Source organism: Kitasatospora purpeofusca, from assembly GCF_034043715.1.
Classification (GTDB): domain Bacteria; phylum Actinomycetota; class Actinomycetes; order Streptomycetales; family Streptomycetaceae; genus Kitasatospora; species Kitasatospora purpeofusca_A.
In genome coordinates this window covers 1-15,621 of sequence record NZ_JAXCLC010000113.1, presented here as the reverse complement: position 1 = coordinate 15,621, position 15,621 = coordinate 1, and the positions used below count along the sequence as shown (strand labels likewise).

Here is a 15,621-nt window from a genome sequence, read left to right as displayed (position 1 = left end):
CGGCGCCGGACCGGAACCAACGAGAACGGGAATCCCTGATGACCGCCACACCCGGGCAGGCGACGAGGGCGGACGGCCGCCCACCCGTCCTGCTGCTGTGCGGAGGCCTCGGCCTGCGCCAGCGCACCCATGACGACCACACCCCCAAACCGCTGCGGCCGCTGCCGGACGGGCGCGCCCTCCTGCTGCACGTGATCGACTACTACCGCGCCTTCGGCTCGGACGAGTTCGTGCTCTGCGTGGGCTATGGCGCGGACGCGATCCGCCGGGCCCTGCTCGCCGAGTTCCACGTCCCCGCGGAGGCGGTCGAGTCGGGTCCGGGCTGGACCCGGTTCACCGGTGGGGTCCGGGTGACCCTGGTGGACAGCGGCCCGCTGGCGTCCAAGTCCCGGCGCCTGCGGGACGCGCGCGGCCACATCGGGGAGCGCTCCTTCTTCCTGGGCTACGCCGACGTCCTCTCCGACTTCGACCTGGGTATGCTGCAGAGCGTCCAGCAGGCCACCCGCGCGATGGCCGTGATGGCCGCGACCCGGGTCAGAGCGCGCTACGGCGAACTGACCGTCGGACCGGACGCCTTGGTCACCTCCTTCGTCGAGAAGCCGCTGCGCCCCGAGCTGATCTCGGCCGGCTACTTCCTGTGCACTCCCGCCGTCTTCGACGAACTGACCGAACCCTGTGGTGAGTTCGAAGAGACCGTGCTGCCCCGGCTGGCCGCCGGTGGCCGGTTGCGGGCGGTCGTCCACGAGGGCCGCTGGCACCCCCTGGACACCTTCAAGGACTTCACCGACGTCGAGGACCTCATCGCGCGAGAGGAGTTCCCGTGGCCGACACCCAGCTGAACGGAGCCTGGCGCGACCGCCGGGTGCTGATTACCGGTCACACCGGATTCGTCGGTTCCTGGCTCGCCCTGATGCTGCGTCGGCTCGGCGTCGAGGTCGACGGGATCGCCCACAACGCCGACCCGGTGACCCGCACCCGCTCCCGCTGGCTGGCGGAGCACGGCGTCAAGGACCACGTCGGCGACATCCGCGACTACGACACCGTGCACCGGGTGATGGGCGGCGCGCCCTACGACTGCGTCTTCCACCTGGCGGCCCAACCCCTGGTCCGCGCCGGCCTGGAGGATCCGCGGACCACCCTGACCACGAACATCGGCGGCTCAATCAACGTCCTGGAGGCCGCCCGCAGCACCGGGCCCGGCGTCCTGGTCCACGTGACCTCGGACAAGTGCTACCGCAACTTCGGCTGGCCCTGGCCCTACCGGGAGACCGACGAGATCGGCGGCGGCGACCCCTACAGCGTCTCCAAGGCGGCGGCCGAGCTCGTCTTCGAGGGGTACGCGGCGCTCTTCGACCAGCAGGGCACCGGGGGTCGGCAGGGCTCCCGGGACCGCCAGGGCACTCTGGCCGCCTCGGTGCGGTTCGGCAACGTGATCGGGGGCGGCGACCACGCGGCGCACCGGCTGGTGCCCGACACGATGGCGGCGCTGGCCGCCGGTGCGCCGATCGAGCTGCGCAACGCGTCCGCCGTGCGGCCCTGGCAGCACGTCCTCGACGTCACGGCCGGCCTGCTGCGCCTCGCCGAGGCACTGGCCGCCGGGCGGGTGCCCGCCGGCCGTGTGTTCAACTTCGCCCCGCCCGGCGACGGTGCCACCGTCCACGAGCTCGTCGGCGCGCTCCGCACCCACTGGGCGCGCTCCGCGGCGCCTGCCGCCGGACTCGACGCCCCGGCCGTCCTGGCCAAGTCCGATCCCGGCTTCGCCGAGGAGGCGGTGCTCCGCCTGGACGGCCGCCGGGCGGCCGCCGAACTCGGCTGGGAGCACCACTTCGACCTGCACGGGGCCGCGGCGGCGATCGTCGAGTGGCACCGCACGGTCGACCGCGGCATGGGCGCCGACCTGGCGACCCGCGCGCAGATCGACCGGTTCCTCACCCGCGTCCCAGACCTGGCCGACCCCGCCGGAGGCAACCGCTCATGAGTCCCGCACCCCGCGTCCTCGTCTTCTCCCGCGAGTACCCGCCGCTCACCGTCGGCGGCACCAGCACGGTGGCCAGGAGCCTGGCGACGGGCCTGGCCGCCCAGGGGTGGCAGGTCCACGTCGTCACCAGCCACACCGGATCCGGTGACATCCACGAGCAGGTGGACGGCGTGCGGGTGCTGCGGACCGGCACCGGGGTCCTCTACAACAGCGAGACCGGCTTGCGGGACCAGAGCCTGCGGACCCACCACCGCCTGCTCGCGGCCGCCAAGCAGCTCGTCCGCGAGGTGGGCCCGCCGGACCTGGTCGCCCTGCCCGACCTGTTCTGCTTCCCGGAGGCCGCGGTCCTGGCCCGCGAGCACTCCGCGCCGCTGGTCAACGTGCTGCTCCAGGACTTCGAGGCGATCACACCCTACGACCGGGACGGCCACCGGGTGACGAACGGCACCACCGCCGACCGCGCGGACCTGCTCGCGATCGAGGCCAAGGCGCTGCACGGCAGCGACCACACGGTCTTCATCAGCCACGCCCTGCGCGACGCCATCACCGCCCGCTACGGCGCCGACGACGCCACCCAGTCGGTGGTCCACCTGGGCGTCGACCCGGCCGAGATCGCCGCCGTCGAGGCCGACCCGGGCCGGTTCGAGCGGCGGGCCGCTCTGCTGGGCGCCCGGGCCTGGGAGCAGCCGCTCGTGGTGGCCTGCGGCCGGCTGGTCCCGGTGAAGGGCTTCGACGCGCTGCTGACGGCCCTGGCCCGCCTGGGCCCCGTGCACCGGCCGGGCCTGGGCCCGGCCCCCGTCCCGGTCCGGCTCGCGCTGGTCGGCGTCGGCCCGGAGGAGGAGCACCTGCGGCGGCGCGCCGCGGAGTTCGACCTGACCGGGCAGGTCGCCTTCCTCGGCGACATCAGCCGCGCGGAGGCGCTCGGCTGGATGTCGGTGGCCGACGTCGCGGTGGTACCCAGTCTCTGGGAGTCGTTCTGCTACGTGTGCGCCGAGATGATGGCCTTCGGCCGCCCGGTGGTGGCCACCGCGGTGGACTCCCTGCGCGAACTGGTCCCGGACGACTCCGTCGGCTACCCCGTCCCGGTCGGGGGCCCGTCGGGCAGCCGCCGCCTCGACCCGGCCGACCTGGCAGCAGCACTCCGCCTCGCCCTGGAGACCCCGGACGAGGCCACCGCCCGCGGCGCCCGGGCCCGCGACCGAGTCCTGGAGCGCTTCACCAACGACCGCTTCGGCTGGGAGATGTCAGCCCTGGGACACCGGTTGATCGCGGAGGCCACAGACTGAGCGGGCACCACCCGGCCCGCGCCCGCCGGGGCGAGCCGGTGCTTGTGGCCGCACTGTGGCCAGGAGAGCACAAAGGCCGCCTCCGGCCTTACGGGCTATCGGCATGTTCACCGCCCGGAGTCGCCGTCCGGCCGCCGACCACCTGGGCTGACCGGAGGGACGGCCTCCGCCGGGCGCGCGACGCGCACCGTGCACGTCCGGCCGGGCGCGACGCGTACGGTGGTGCGGCTGTATGTCACCCCGCCATCGGTCCTGACCTCCGGCGTACATGGCTGCCCGTCCACGGTGAGCGCCGTGTGCGCACCGGGGAGCCGGGCCTCCCAGCTCAGTTCGGCGCCGGTCGAGCGAGTGAGCGTGCTGCCGTCGCCGTCGTGTCGGAGCGTCAACAGACCGTCTCCGAAGGGGATGTCCCGAACCTCGACCCGGCCGATGGCGCCCGGCAGTCCGGGCAGGGTGGACAGGCGGTGTGCGGGCGCGTCGGGCAGCAGGCCGAGCAGCCCTTCGACGGTCTGGCCGACGAGGGTGAAAGAGAGTTCGGGGTAGTCGCCGTTGCGTCCCTGTTCGGGCACCGGGTGGGGCCGGTCCCGCAGGTCGTGGACGGCGGTCATCCAGCGCCAGGCGGTCTCGGCGCGGCCGTGGGCGAAGAACACCTCCGGCAGGTAGGTGTACGCCTCCGCGTTGGGCGGGGCGTCGGGACCGGTGGCTTCTTCGTCGATGTAGTCGAGGTACCGCTCGTTGCGGGGGCCCGCGTCGATGATGCGCTTGAGTGGCATGAACCAACTGCCTTCTCGGCCCCAGCCGGTGACCGGCCGACCGTCGCCGGTGTACCCGCGGACCGTGTCGGCCGGATGTTCGCCCCGGCCGTCCCGCCGCGCCTGGCCGTCCGCAGGGCGGACGCGGCTCCATTCCTCGTTGAAGTATCGCTTCAGTTCTCGGGCAAGCTCGGCGCACCGGGCGGCGAAGGCGTGCTCTCCGCGGGCGGTGGCGAGTTCGGCCGCCGCGAGGTATGCCCGGTACTGGGTGGCGATTCCGTCGCCCGCCTCCACCAGCCGCTCCTCGCTCAGTTCGTGGTAGCTGGCGGTGCCGTCGAAGATGCCGCCGCCGGTGCCGCGGGCGACTGGCGAGCGGGCGGTGCGGCGGCGGACGAACTCGGTCACGGTGGTGCGGCAGAACGCCCACAGCACGGGGTCGTCGACCAGGGTGCGGTCCCCGGTCCACCGGTACAGGTGCAGGACGGTCTCCACGAGTTCGAAGACAGCGGGCAGTTCACGTACGAATCGTTCCGGCCCGTGGTAGTCGATGGTGTGGAACGTGCCGTCGAAGTTGCAGGCCCAGACCGGGTGGTGGCCGTGCTCGGCGGTGGCCGACGCAGCGAAGGCCCGGAGCATGGTGGAATTCTCCAGGGCCAGCCCGAGCAGATGGGCGCCGACCGCCTGGTGCGCGAAGTCGCGGGCGTAGAAGGCGCTCCGGTGCTGGTAGCCGGCGTGGTAGGTGGGGAGGTAGGGCGCTGTCCCGGTGCCGAGCGGCCGATGCTCGTCGGCGTTCACCGGGCCGGTCCACCCGGCGGGGTACACCTGGGTCCGGGCCGTGCGTACCGCCCAGTCGAACATCGCGACCAGCCGCTCACAGTCCGACGTGATCCGCAGGGTCCCGGTCATGAGGCGGTTGAGGGCCGGCGGATCCGCCCGGACCCGACGCTGACGACCCGGTCGGCGCTCAGGGGGTGGGCCATCACCATAAGGGTGCGGCCGGAGCCCGTGAGGCCGGCGAGCACCTCGGCCTCGGCGGTGGGGTCGAGTGCGTCGGCCGCCTTGTCCGCACCGAGTGGCTCCAGGTCGATGAACTCCGCGTCGAGGATCCCCAACTCGCTCATCTCTCTCGGGCGCCGTGCAGTCAGAAGCCGGTGCCGGAAAGGTAATTGGAAGGTTCCCAGGCCCGGTGAAGCGAAGGCTTTGCAGTGGGGCCGAACCCGCTCCCGTGGTGCGATGTGGTGCCGCCGCGTGATCGCGCCGCCGTCCGCCGGCGCTGCGGCCGGGTGCGGACGCGGACTGGGGGAGACTCCTTGACGGTGGATGATTCCGAACTGTGGGTGACTTGTCAAGGTGTGACCGGTGACATTTCATTGAGACGGGTGCTCGTTGGGTCGGGCCCGGCTCTTGCGCCGCCCGCCCGAACAGGTGCGAGGACGGCCAACCGCACCGGTCGGGGACGACGCTCCATCCGGCGCCCCGGCGACCCGGCCACCCGGCGACCCGCGCGGCCGTCCAAGGCCCAAGGCCTGGCCTCGATCGTTCGCGACACGGTGTGCTGCCCTGTGGTACTTAGACCGTGCTGATCCCGCCGGACCGGGTGTGGTCGAAGGGCGGTGGGACGGCGAACACGCCTGATGAGACGTTGTTTGCCGCGATCGTGTACGTGCTGGTCAGTGGCTGTGCCTGGCGGGCGCTGCCGCCCTGCTTCGGGGTTTCCAAGTCCACCGTCCACCGCCGTTTCCTCATCTGGTCGAGGGCCGGCGTGTGGGGCCGGCTGCCCGAGCTGGTCCTGGAGCGCCTGGACGACGCCGGCCTGCTGGATGTCTCCCGCGTCGTGCTCGACTCCGCCCCCATGAGGGCCAAAAAAGGGGTGAACTCACAGGCCCGAGCCCCGTGGACCGGGGCAAGCCGGGTTCCAGGATGCACGTCCTGTCGGACGCGGGCGGACTGCCCCTCGTCGTCGGCGTCACCGCGGGAAACACCCACGACAGCAAAGCCCTGAAACCCGTCGTCGAGGTCTACCGGATGAGACAGGAGGCCCAGGGCGACCGCTACCGCAAACCCGGATACCTTCACGCAGACACAGCGTACGACGTTCCGCACCTGCGAAAGTGGCTGCGCGGCAAGCGGATCGGCGTCCGCGTCGCCCGCAAGGGCATCGAGTCCAGCGAGCGCCTCGGACGCCACAGGCGGGTCATCGAACGGACCATGTCGTGGCTGACCGGCTACCGCCGACTCAACCACCGTTACGAACGCGACCCCCGCAACTACCTGGCCATTCTCGGCCTCGCCGCCACCCTGTGCTGCTACAAACGCCTGGCCCGCATCACCACATAGGACACGGTCTAAACTGGCGGCCGAGCTGCTGGTGCTAGGCCGGGCGACTCCTCGTCCGGCCTAGCCACGCGTTCCGCCTCTACAGGCCGAGCTGGTGAGTGCTCTAGTACCCCAGGTTCGTCTGATCCGTGGTCAGCTTCCCGGCGATGCGCAGGTTGCCCTGCCAGTCGAGGACGGCGATGACCCTCTTCGTGTTGCCGACATGCGAGGTGAAGTAGACGTTCTTCGCCTCCCCCGACGTGGACGAGTCCGTGTTGATCTCGATCTCGATGCTGTTCGGCGAGGTGAGGGCCACGTCCTTCTTGGGCGACGTGGGGTAGGTCCGGTTCTGTACGAGCTTGACGCGACCGTGCCAGTCGCCGGTCTGCCAGTCCGACGCCAGGCCGAGATCAATGTCAGGCATGAGAATTCCCCTCCAGTTCGGTAGGACGCTCCCGTCACCTGGGCTACGGCATATTGCCGTCCAGCCCGACGGGCCCCGCCCGCGATCGGCAAGACGCCAGACGGGGAGATACGGAACTCCCCCGACCGCATGTGAAGCCTATGCAGGAGAACTGTGGAGGTGGCGCTCTTCCGGGGAGAGTGTCCGCATTTGATCGCAGCGGCCTGAATGACGTTCTTGAAGCCGAGGCGCGGATCTGCACGTCGCTGGACTGGCGCCGAGCCGCTGGTGATAGGCCGGCCTCCACCCCGTACCCGCCCCCCGGCGCGTGAAGGGGAGCGCCACCGGCCAGTTCAAGGCGAAGGTCAGCGGCACCGCCGGGAACATCACCTTGATGAGCGGCGACGGCGGCCTCTACACCCCGCCGACCGGACAGGTCAGCATCCTCGACACCGCCACGGTCGACATGACCCTCACGGGCGCCGGAAGCACCGCGAGCCCTACGTGATCAGCCGCACGGACCCCGCCGCCGCAGGCCCGGAGGTAGGGGTCCTGATCCTGGCTCAACGGCGTGGTTGAGGCCGTCAGCCCTTGCCGCCGGCCTTGAGGACCTGGGCCGCGGCCACGCCGGCCGCGGCGAAGCCGTGGCCGCCGCCGTCGACCTCGGCGGCGACGGCGAGGTCCCCGCGGTAGGCGATGAACCAGCTGTTGGTGGCTGTTCCGCCGGATTCCGCGGTGCCGGTCTTCGCGCCGATCTGGCCGGTGAGGCCGGCCATCGGCGTGCGGGCGGTGCCCTGGGTGGCGGTTCTGGCCATCATGGCGCGCAGGTCCCTGGCGACGCCGGCGGGCAGTGAGCCCGGGGCGGTGACGCGCTTGGCGTCGTCGCGCAGGACGGGCTGGCGGAACTTGCCGCTCTGCACGGTGGCGGCGACCGAGGCCATCGCCAGCGAGTTGACCTGGATCGTGCCCTGGCCGATGTACTCCGCGGCGGCCTCGTCATTGGTGCGCGGCACCGGGATCGTGGCGTCCCGGCTGTCGATGCCGATGTGCCACTCCAGGCCGAGGCCGAACTGCTCGCGGGCCACCTTGGCGAGCGTTCCGGGCTGCAGTTTCTCCAGGCCCTTGTCGATGAAGCCGGTGTTGCAGGAGTGGCTGAAGTCGTCGGCGAGCGTGTACGAGGGGAAGTCACCGCGTTCGTCGTTGTGCCACTGCCGAGGCGAGTTGGTGGTGTCCTTGCAGGGCACCACGGTGTCCGGGGTCACCCCGGCCTCCAGCAGGGCCGCCGAGGTGATCACCTTCATCGTGGAGCCGGGAGCCTGGCCGGCCGAGACGGCGCGGTTGTACCCGCTCGGCGAGTAGGCCATCGCCAGGATGTGGCCGGTGCTCGGCTGGATCGCCACCAGGGAGGCCGGCTTGCCGCCCGCGGCCTGCTGCTTGATCGCCTCCTCGGCTACCCGCTGGAGTTCGGCGTCCAGCGTCAGCTTGACCTGCGGCGCGCTCGGCGGGGTGAGCACGTACAGCTGCTCGGGCTCCCTCCCGGCCGCGGAGAGCACCACGGCCCGCCCGCTGACGACGGTCTCGCCGTCGGCCGGCGTGATCCTGGGCAGCACGGCGGCCAGCGAGGGGAAGCCCTCGAGCGGCTTGCCGTTGCGGTCGGTCGGCTTGGAGACCGGGTCGGGCAGCGTCTTCACGGCGATCGTCCCGCCTTGGGCGAGGTGCGGGTGGAGCACGGTCGGCGCCCAGTGCACGACGGCCTTGCCGCTCCCGCCCCGGACGACGCCGAGCGTGCTGTCGTACTCCCAGGCACCGGTCGCGCCCTCGAACTCGGCCTTCGCCCGGAAGCCGACCACCGGTTCCCCGGCCGTGCCGGTGGTCGCCGGGCCCGTGGCGGTCAGCGCGAGCGTACGGGCCGGCACGTTCTCCTGGAAGGCGGCCAGCGCCGCGCGGGCCGTCTCCGGCCGGTTGGTCAGCGCCGATGCGGCCGTGACGTCCCCGCGGCCCCACGCCGCCAGGAAGTCCTCGGCCACCGCAGCGGCCTCCTCGGTGGTCGGCGGTGCCTGCGGGGTCGTCGCCGCGGTTTCGGACGCCTGAGCGCCGCCGCCGCTGCCGTTGTTCGACGACCCGCCCCGCACGGCGGTCACGATGTTGTGGAGGCCGTACCCGCCGACCGCCAGCAGCGCGGCCAACACCCCTCCGACGGCGGCCAGCATGGCCTTCCGGGCGCCGGAGCGGCGCGGTGCGCCCGCCTCGTCCCCGTTCCTGTCCCCGTACTCGACGTCGTACCCGTCGAGCTCGGTGTGCCCGGCGTTCCCCTGGTGTCCGTCGGGTTCCCGTACGTCCCGCATGTCCTCGTCCCCCTGTGTGTGCGTGTCCCGCGGACCTGCCCCCTCCGGCATCCCGGCCCGCGGCCCGGACGGACGGTCGTCGACCCGTTCGAGCACGGATCAGCATATGCGGGTGCCGTTGAGAGGTCGACGGCGGGCGCCCGCGGGACGGGCCGGCAACGAGTGCGAAGGGCGCGACGGGGGTGGCCCGCCGCCGTCCCGCAGCGTGCGGCCGGGATGCCGCTGGTCGCCGACCTGCGGGAGACGCGGCCCGGCCGGTCTGGAAGCGGCGGGCGAGGAGCTGGAGCAGGCCGTGGACAGCGACGCCGGCCACGGTCTCCCGGCGGTCGATCATGTCCTGGAAGCGGTCGAGCGGGATCCACTCGGTCCGGTCGGACTCGTGTTCGTCGATCGGCGGGCCGACGTACTCGGCGTCCCGTACTGCTCCGGTGACCTGGTGCGGTGGCGCCCGCCGGACACCTGGACCGGACGCTGGACGACCTCTGCGGCCGTACGGTCGCCGTGCAGCGCGGCACGACCCAGGACGAGATCGTCAGCCGCCCGGTCGGTGCGTGCGAACGGACGGGCAAGTCCTTGCGGGTCCACCGCTTCGACGACGACACCGTGGCCCTCGCCGAGGTGCCGGTGCGGCCCGGGTGGCGGCGGTCAACGGGGGACTGTGACCGCAAGCCGGCGCGGGGCGCACGCCGCCCTTCGGTCCGGGAGTGCGGCGGTGGACCGTAACGCGGGGTGACAATCCGATTGTTGGTGTGCGACGCTGCAGCTCGCGCGGTGCCATTCGCGCTGCGGGGGAACCAGGGGTGGCCGCATGAACGACGAAGCGCAGCCGATCGGGCCTCGGCACGACGGCCGCGACGCACCGGACGACAGCGCGGGGGAGCCCGCCCGCAGGTCGGGCGGCCGGATCGCGGGCGTCCTGGTGACCTTGGCGGGCCTGCTGCTCGCGGCCTCGGCGCTGCGGCCGGACGGCGGACTACTCGGTGCGCCACTCGCCAAGGTGCCGGTCCAGGCCATCGGGTTCGTCCTGTTGCTCGCGCTCGGCTGGCTGATCGCGGTCGGCCGGTTCGCGCTGCGCTTCCGTGCGGAGGTCCGCCACCTGGACGGGCCCACGCCTTGGGCCGAGCGCCTGCGGGAGGCCGCCGCCGTCCTGCTGCCCGGAGCCGCCGTGGCGGTGCCGGTGCTGATGTTCCTCTTCCACAACCGGGCGGACACCGGACCGGGCGGGCCGCACCGGGCGCGGCCACTGCCGGACTTCGCCCTGCCCCCGGTGCCCACGGTGTCGCCGCCCGAGCCCCGCGAACCGGTGCCCGACAGCTCACTGTCGGGCGTGATCCAGGTGCTGTTCGGCGCGCTCCTGGCCGTGCTGGTGATCGCGGTGGTCGTCGGCGTCGTCCTGCTGCTGCGGCTGCGGATCGTCCGGCGGCGGCCGCCGGCGCCGCTGCCCGCCGCGCCGGCCCGGACCGAGGACGCCTTGGCGGCTGCGGTGGTGACGGGGCGGCGCGCCCTCACGGGCGCCGACGCGCGGGCGGCTGTGATCGCCTGCTACGCCGCGATGGAGACATCGCTGGCCGCCTCGGGGCTCTCCCTCCGAGCTCCTGACAGCCCGACCGAGCTGCTGGAGCGCGCGATGGCCGACGACCGTGTCGACCCGGTCCACGCGCGGGCTCTGACCGCACTGTTCCGGGAGGCCAGGTACTCCACCCACCCGATGGACGAGACCCATGTGCGCCGGGCGCGGACCGCCCTGGACGCCCTGGCCGGGCGACCGGCGGAGCGGACCGCCCCGCCGCCGGAGCCAGTGGCGGTGAAGGCGTCCGGGGCCGTCGACCGGGCCACGGGAGGCCACCGATGAGCGCCCGCCCGAACCGGCGCACAGCCGGTCCCGTCGCGTCCGCCGACCCTGCCCGCCCGAACCGGCGCACAGCCGGCCCCGTCGCGTCCGCCGACCCTGCCCATCCGACCGACCCGACCGGCTCCGCCGCCTCCGCCGACCCTGCCCATCCGACCGACCCGACCGGCTCCGCCGCCTCCGCCGACCCTGCCCATCCGACCGACCCGACCGGTCCCGGCCTCGCCGCGCCCGGCTCCGTCCGGCACAGCCTGATCGAGCTGACCGGGACGGCGGTGTTGGCCGAGGTGCTGTTCGCGCTGGTCGGCGGAGCTCCCGCGGCAGCCGCGGGAGCGGTCCTGCTGACCGTCGGCGCCCTGGTCACCGGCCGGTACGTGGCCGGCGCGGGCTTCCTGGACATCGGTCTGCGCAGTCGACAGCGCGTGATGGACTCCCGCGAGCCGGGTCTTGGTGACTGGCGCTGGACCGTCCGTGAGGGTCTCGACCCGCAGGGCGACGCCGGGCCGTTGCGCGGTCGCCTTCGGCGGCTGTACGCGGCACGCCTGTCCGAGACCCACGGTGTCTCGCTCACCGCCGACCGCGACCGGGCCGTCGAACTGATCGGGCCCCGGCTGTGGCCGTGGATCGATCCGGAGGCCGCGGACCGGGACGGGGCCGTGCCGGCGGCCGTTCTCCTCGCGCTCGTCGACCGGCTCGAGGCCCTCCAACCGCCCGGCCCGACGCCGCCCACGTCCGGCTAGCGCGCGCCGCGCGGTATCCACCGCTCCCCGTACTCGCTTCCCGCACTTCCTGCACTCACCGCCGGTTCCGACGAACCGGCCGACCGACGCCGTCCTCCAGGAGAGTCATGACCGCCGTTCCCCAGGCCCCCGCCCCGGACACCGAGCAGGCCCGGGTGGCCGGGGCGGGCCCGGGCCGCCCCACCGAGGCCGCCGTGCTGACGCCGCAGGCGGCCGGCCGGCGTGCCCGCGCCGTGGTGGAGGAGATCGAACGTGCCGTGGTCGGCAAGCCCGAGGCCGTCCGTCTGGTGATGCTCGGCGTGCTGGCCAGTGGCCACGTGCTGATCGAGGATCTGCCGGGGCTCGGCAAGACCCTGCTGGCACGCTCCTTCGCCACCGCCCTCGGCCTGGACTTCCGCCGGATCCAGTTCACCCCCGACCTGCTGCCCTCGGACGTCACCGGCGCGCCGTTCTACGACCGGCGCAGCGGCGAGATGGTGTTCCGCCCCGGGCCGCTCTTCACCCAGCTCCTCCTGGCCGACGAGATCAACCGCACCCCGCCGAAGACCCAGGCCGCGCTGCTGGAGGCGATGGCCGAGAGCCAGGTCTCCGTCGACGGCGCCACCCGCCGGCTGCCGCAGCCCTTCGTGGTGATCGCCACCGCCAACCCGATCGAGTACGAGGGCACCTACTCGCTGCCCGAGGCGCAGCTCGACCGCTTCCTGCTCCGGGTGCGGATGGGCTACCTCTCCACCGGCCTGGAGGCCTCGATGCTCCGGGCCCGCCTGGACCGCGCAACGCCCGAGCCGGACCTGGAGGCCGTCAGCAGCCCGGCCGAACTGCTCGCGATGCGGGCGGCGCTGGAGCGGGTCGAGGTCGACGACGACCTGGTCGACTACGTGATCGCGCTGGTCCACGCCACCCGCAACGACGCCCAGATCCAGGTCGGCGCCTCGCCGCGGGGCGGTCTCGCGCTGGTCCAACTGGCCAAGGCCCGCGCGATGCTGGAGGGGCGCGACTATCTGACGCCGGAGGACGTGAAGGCGCTCGCCGTCCCGGCGCTGGCCCACCGGATCACCCTGACACCGGAGTTGTGGGTGCGCCAGGTCGAGGCGGACGAGGTCCTGGCGCGCCTGGTCGCCGCCGTTCCGGCACCGCGGACCCTGCCGCGCGCGGCCGGCAGTGCGGAGAGCAGTCCGGAAAGCGGTCCGGTGGACGCCCCGGGCGCCGCCCGGTGAGCCCCGAGCCCGCCGCCGACCACCGGCGCGCGGAGCGGGCCCGCCGGCTCGTCGTCCAGAGCGCCTCGCTCGGCGTGCGCCCGGTCCGCCGGCTCGCCGGCCCGGTCGGCAGTCCGGCCGCCGGCCCGGCCGCCGACCCGGCCGGTAGCCCCGGTCCGCAGCCCGCGCGGAAGCGTCCGGCCCGCACCGCGGGCCCGACCAGCCCCACCGGCGCCCCCACCGGCGCGCGGAGCGGCACCCCGAGCGGCGCGCGGAGCGGCACCCCGAGCGGCGCCCGGATCGGCGCCCGGATCGGCGCCCGGATCGGCGCCCGGATCGGCGCGCGGATCGGCGTGCGCATCGGCCGTCGTCCAAGTCGTCGGACAGGCCCGCGGGGTCCGGAGCGGGCCGCCGCGCGCCTGGTCGCCCGCAGCACCAGAGACACACTGGCCGGCCTGCCCACCACGCCGCCCTCGCCGTACTGGCGGCCCGGCGAGCGGGCCCTGCGCCTTCTCACGGTGGCCACCGTCGCGGCCGTCGCCGCACTGGCCACCGGTCACCCCTGGCTGCTCGCGCTGGCGGCGGGCCCGGCCGTCCTGCTCACCCTGGCGGCCACGGGCGACGACCGGCCGTCCCGGCTGGACGCCGAGAACACCGTCACGCCCCGCCGCTGCCTGGAGGGCGAGCCGATCACCGTACGGATCACCGTCCGCCACGACGGGCGGATCGGCCGACTCGACCCGACCGCCGCCCTCGGCCCGGGCGTCACCCTGATGGCGGTGACCGTCGGCGCCACCGAGGTCGACCTGGTGGTCCGGGCCGAACGGTGGGGCCGCTGGACCCTGGGCAGCGTCGACATCGACGTCTACGACGCCGGCGGTCTGGCCCGCCGGACGGTCCGCACCGACCTCGGCACGGTGGACGTCTTCCCGGAGCCGAGCGCGGCCCGCCTCACCCCGATCCCGGTACGGCTGCCCGAACGCCTCGGCGAGCACACCACCACGCACGAGGGCACCGGTGTCGAGGTGGTGGGCGTGCGCCCGCACGTGCCCGGCGAGCGCCAGCGGCGCATCCACTGGCCCTCGACCACCCGCCGCGACGCTGTCCAGATCAACCAGTTCGCGGCGGAGCGGGCCGCCGACGCGGTCGTCCTGATGGACACGCTGGCCGACTTCCGGGACGCGGCCACCGGCCGCTCCAGCCTCGACGAGACGCTGCGCGCGGCCACCGGGCTGACCCGTGCCTACCTGCGCCGGCACGACCGGATCGGTCTGGTCGCGGTCGGCGGGAAGCTGCGCTGGCTCACCGCGGGCAGCGGGGAGCGGCAGTCCTACCGGATGGTGGAGAGCGTGCTGGAGGTCCGTCAGGACCGCGGCTACCGCGGGCTCCTCGCGCCCCGGCTCCCGGTGGCGGCACTGCCCCGCCACGCGCTGGTGTACGCGTTCACCCCGCTCGCCGACCAGCGGATCCTGGACGTGCTCGGCCGGGTCCGCGACCTCGGCAATCCGCTGGTCGTCGTGGAGATCCCGGCCGGCGAACCGGCGGTGGAGCCCGGTGACGAGATCGACGCCGTGGCCCTGCGCCTCTGGCACGCCGAACGCGAGGCGATGCGGTCGGCACTGCGCGCCCGGGGCGTCCCGGTGGCCCGCCACACCCCCGGCGAGGCGCTCGACCTGGCGCTCGCACCACTGCTGCGCCGCCGGATCGGGGGAGGAGCCCGATGACCATGCCCGACCACGCCCCGACCCCGGACCCGATTCCTGTCGCGGCCCCGACCGCCCCGACCGCCCCGTGGTCGCGGTGGGCCGAGCGGGCCGCGCTGCGCTGTACCGGTGTCGCCCTCGCGCTCACCGCCGCCGGGGTCGGCGCCGCCGACGGTGCGGCGGACCGGTTCGGGCCCGCCGCCGTGGTGGCCGCCACGGCCTTCGCCCTGTGGGCCGCCCCGCCGCTCGAGGAGCCGCCGCACCGCCCGCACCGCTGGCCGGGCCGGCTCGCCGGGTCACGCAGTACCGTGCTGGCGGCCGGGAGCGTCCTGCTGGCCGCGCTGGGCGAGCCCCCGTTCGGGCGGATCGCGGCGGTGGCCGCGCTCCTGATCGGCTATCTGCTGCTGGTCGACGTCCTCGGCCCGCAGCGCGACGGCGCCCGGCCCGCGCACGTGCTGGCCGCCCTCGCCGCGTCCGGGCTGGTCCTGTCCGTCGCGTTCGCGCCGACCGGGGCGGGGGAGTGGTCGCGTCCGATCGCCCTGGCCGGTCTGGCGGCCACGGGCTGGGGCGTTGCGCGGGCCCTCCGGCCGCGCCCCGGCGGCTGAGAAAGTGTTGGGTAATTGATCAACTGCGTGGCGTGGTGCACGGGTGGTGATCTTCGCGGACGAGGTGTCCGCGAAGATCGCCGTCATGTGTGTCTGTTCGTGCAAGCCTTCGTATGACTCGTCGTTGACGAATGCTCAGTGGGCTGTGATCGAGCCGCTGCTGCTGGCGCGGGATCCGCGGCGGGGTGGTCGTCCGCTGAAGTTCCCGCGCCGGCTGGTCGTCGACACGGTGTCGTACGTGTTGGTCGGTGGTTGCGCCCAGCGGCTGGTTCCGCATGACCTCGCCCCGTGGGACGCGGCCTACCGGTGGTTCCGTTCATGGTCGGCGGACGGTACCTGGGACCGGGTCCACGACACGCTGCGCGATCGGGTCCGGGTGGCGGACGGCCGTGACCCGCAGCCCTCGGCGGCCGTGCTGGACTCGCGGTCCGCTCGCACCCACCAGGGG

15 protein-coding genes are annotated in these 15,621 nt (G+C 73.9%); 11 read left to right on the top strand and 4 right to left on the bottom strand.

Annotated elements, in window-relative coordinates:
- Window positions 1-38: 38 nt before the first annotated feature.
- From SM793_RS34615 to SM793_RS34605, 3 genes are read left to right on the top strand one after another with little or no spacing between them, the layout of a single operon-like run.
- Entirely contained in the window at window positions 39-839 is an 801-nt protein-coding gene (locus tag SM793_RS34615; protein WP_320442304.1) for a sugar phosphate nucleotidyltransferase, read from the top strand.
- Entirely contained in the window at window positions 821-1,978 is a 1,158-nt protein-coding gene (gene rfbG, locus SM793_RS34610) for a CDP-glucose 4,6-dehydratase (RefSeq protein ID WP_320442303.1), read from the top strand. Before SM793_RS34615 ends, rfbG begins: the two co-directional genes overlap by 19 nt.
- The gene (locus tag SM793_RS34605; protein ID WP_320442302.1) at window positions 1,975-3,264 is read left to right on the top strand and encodes a glycosyltransferase family 4 protein; all 1,290 of its coding nucleotides are present in this window, start codon (window positions 1,975-1,977) and stop codon (window positions 3,262-3,264) included. The genes rfbG and SM793_RS34605 overlap by 4 nt, the downstream gene beginning before the upstream one ends.
- Window positions 3,265-3,371: 107 nt before the next feature.
- On the opposite strand, the gene SM793_RS34600 is transcribed toward SM793_RS34605, so the two are convergent.
- Window positions 3,372-4,922, bottom strand: coding sequence for a hypothetical protein (locus SM793_RS34600; RefSeq protein WP_320442301.1), 1,551 nt, complete (start codon window positions 4,920-4,922; stop codon window positions 3,372-3,374).
- Entirely contained in the window at window positions 4,919-5,137 is a 219-nt protein-coding gene (locus SM793_RS34595; RefSeq protein WP_320442300.1) for a hypothetical protein, read from the bottom strand. Before SM793_RS34595 ends, SM793_RS34600 begins: the two co-directional genes overlap by 4 nt.
- A gap of 455 nt (window positions 5,138-5,592) precedes the next feature.
- On the opposite strand from SM793_RS34595, the gene SM793_RS34590 reads away from it, so the two are divergent.
- Window positions 5,593-6,353 (top strand): IS5 family transposase gene (locus tag SM793_RS34590; protein WP_320442299.1). Its coding sequence is split into 2 segments (ribosomal slippage): window positions 5,593-5,884 and window positions 5,884-6,353, totalling 762 coding nucleotides; the frame shifts between segments, so codons are not numbered across the junction.
- A 103-nt stretch (window positions 6,354-6,456) separates the two neighbouring features.
- Here SM793_RS34590 and SM793_RS34585 read toward each other — a convergent pair.
- A complete protein-coding gene (locus SM793_RS34585) occupies window positions 6,457-6,756 on the bottom strand; it encodes a DUF6342 family protein (RefSeq protein ID WP_320442298.1) in 300 nt (99 codons plus the stop codon).
- Window positions 6,757-7,063: 307 nt separating this feature from the next.
- Between SM793_RS34585 and SM793_RS34580 the strand changes: the two genes are divergently transcribed.
- Window positions 7,064-7,243, top strand: coding sequence for a hypothetical protein (locus SM793_RS34580; RefSeq protein WP_320442297.1), 180 nt, complete (start codon window positions 7,064-7,066; stop codon window positions 7,241-7,243).
- Between the two features lie 76 nt (window positions 7,244-7,319).
- On the opposite strand, the gene SM793_RS34575 is transcribed toward SM793_RS34580, so the two are convergent.
- Complete coding sequence (locus SM793_RS34575) at window positions 7,320-9,080, bottom strand: penicillin-binding transpeptidase domain-containing protein (RefSeq protein WP_320442296.1); 1,761 nt, start codon at window positions 9,078-9,080, stop codon at window positions 7,320-7,322.
- An 808-nt stretch (window positions 9,081-9,888) separates the two neighbouring features.
- Between SM793_RS34575 and SM793_RS34570 the strand changes: the two genes are divergently transcribed.
- The 6 genes from SM793_RS34570 to SM793_RS34545 form a co-directional block, all read left to right on the top strand.
- The gene (locus SM793_RS34570) at window positions 9,889-10,932 is read left to right on the top strand and encodes a DUF4129 domain-containing protein (protein ID WP_320442295.1); all 1,044 of its coding nucleotides are present in this window, start codon (window positions 9,889-9,891) and stop codon (window positions 10,930-10,932) included.
- Entirely contained in the window at window positions 10,929-11,669 is a 741-nt protein-coding gene (locus SM793_RS34565; RefSeq protein ID WP_320442294.1) for a hypothetical protein, read from the top strand. The genes SM793_RS34570 and SM793_RS34565 overlap by 4 nt, the downstream gene beginning before the upstream one ends.
- 107 nt (window positions 11,670-11,776) lie before the next feature.
- Entirely contained in the window at window positions 11,777-12,886 is a 1,110-nt protein-coding gene (locus SM793_RS34560) for a MoxR family ATPase (RefSeq protein WP_320442293.1), read from the top strand.
- The gene (locus tag SM793_RS34555) at window positions 12,883-14,589 is read left to right on the top strand and encodes a DUF58 domain-containing protein (protein WP_320442292.1); all 1,707 of its coding nucleotides are present in this window, start codon (window positions 12,883-12,885) and stop codon (window positions 14,587-14,589) included. Before SM793_RS34560 ends, SM793_RS34555 begins: the two co-directional genes overlap by 4 nt.
- Window positions 14,586-15,173 (top strand): hypothetical protein, encoded by a 588-nt coding sequence (locus SM793_RS34550; protein ID WP_320442291.1) that lies wholly within the window; start codon window positions 14,586-14,588, stop codon window positions 15,171-15,173. Before SM793_RS34555 ends, SM793_RS34550 begins: the two co-directional genes overlap by 4 nt.
- Before the next feature lie 85 nt (window positions 15,174-15,258).
- The coding region (locus SM793_RS34545) for a transposase (RefSeq protein WP_320442305.1) at window positions 15,259-15,621 on the top strand (363 nt) is incomplete at its 3' end.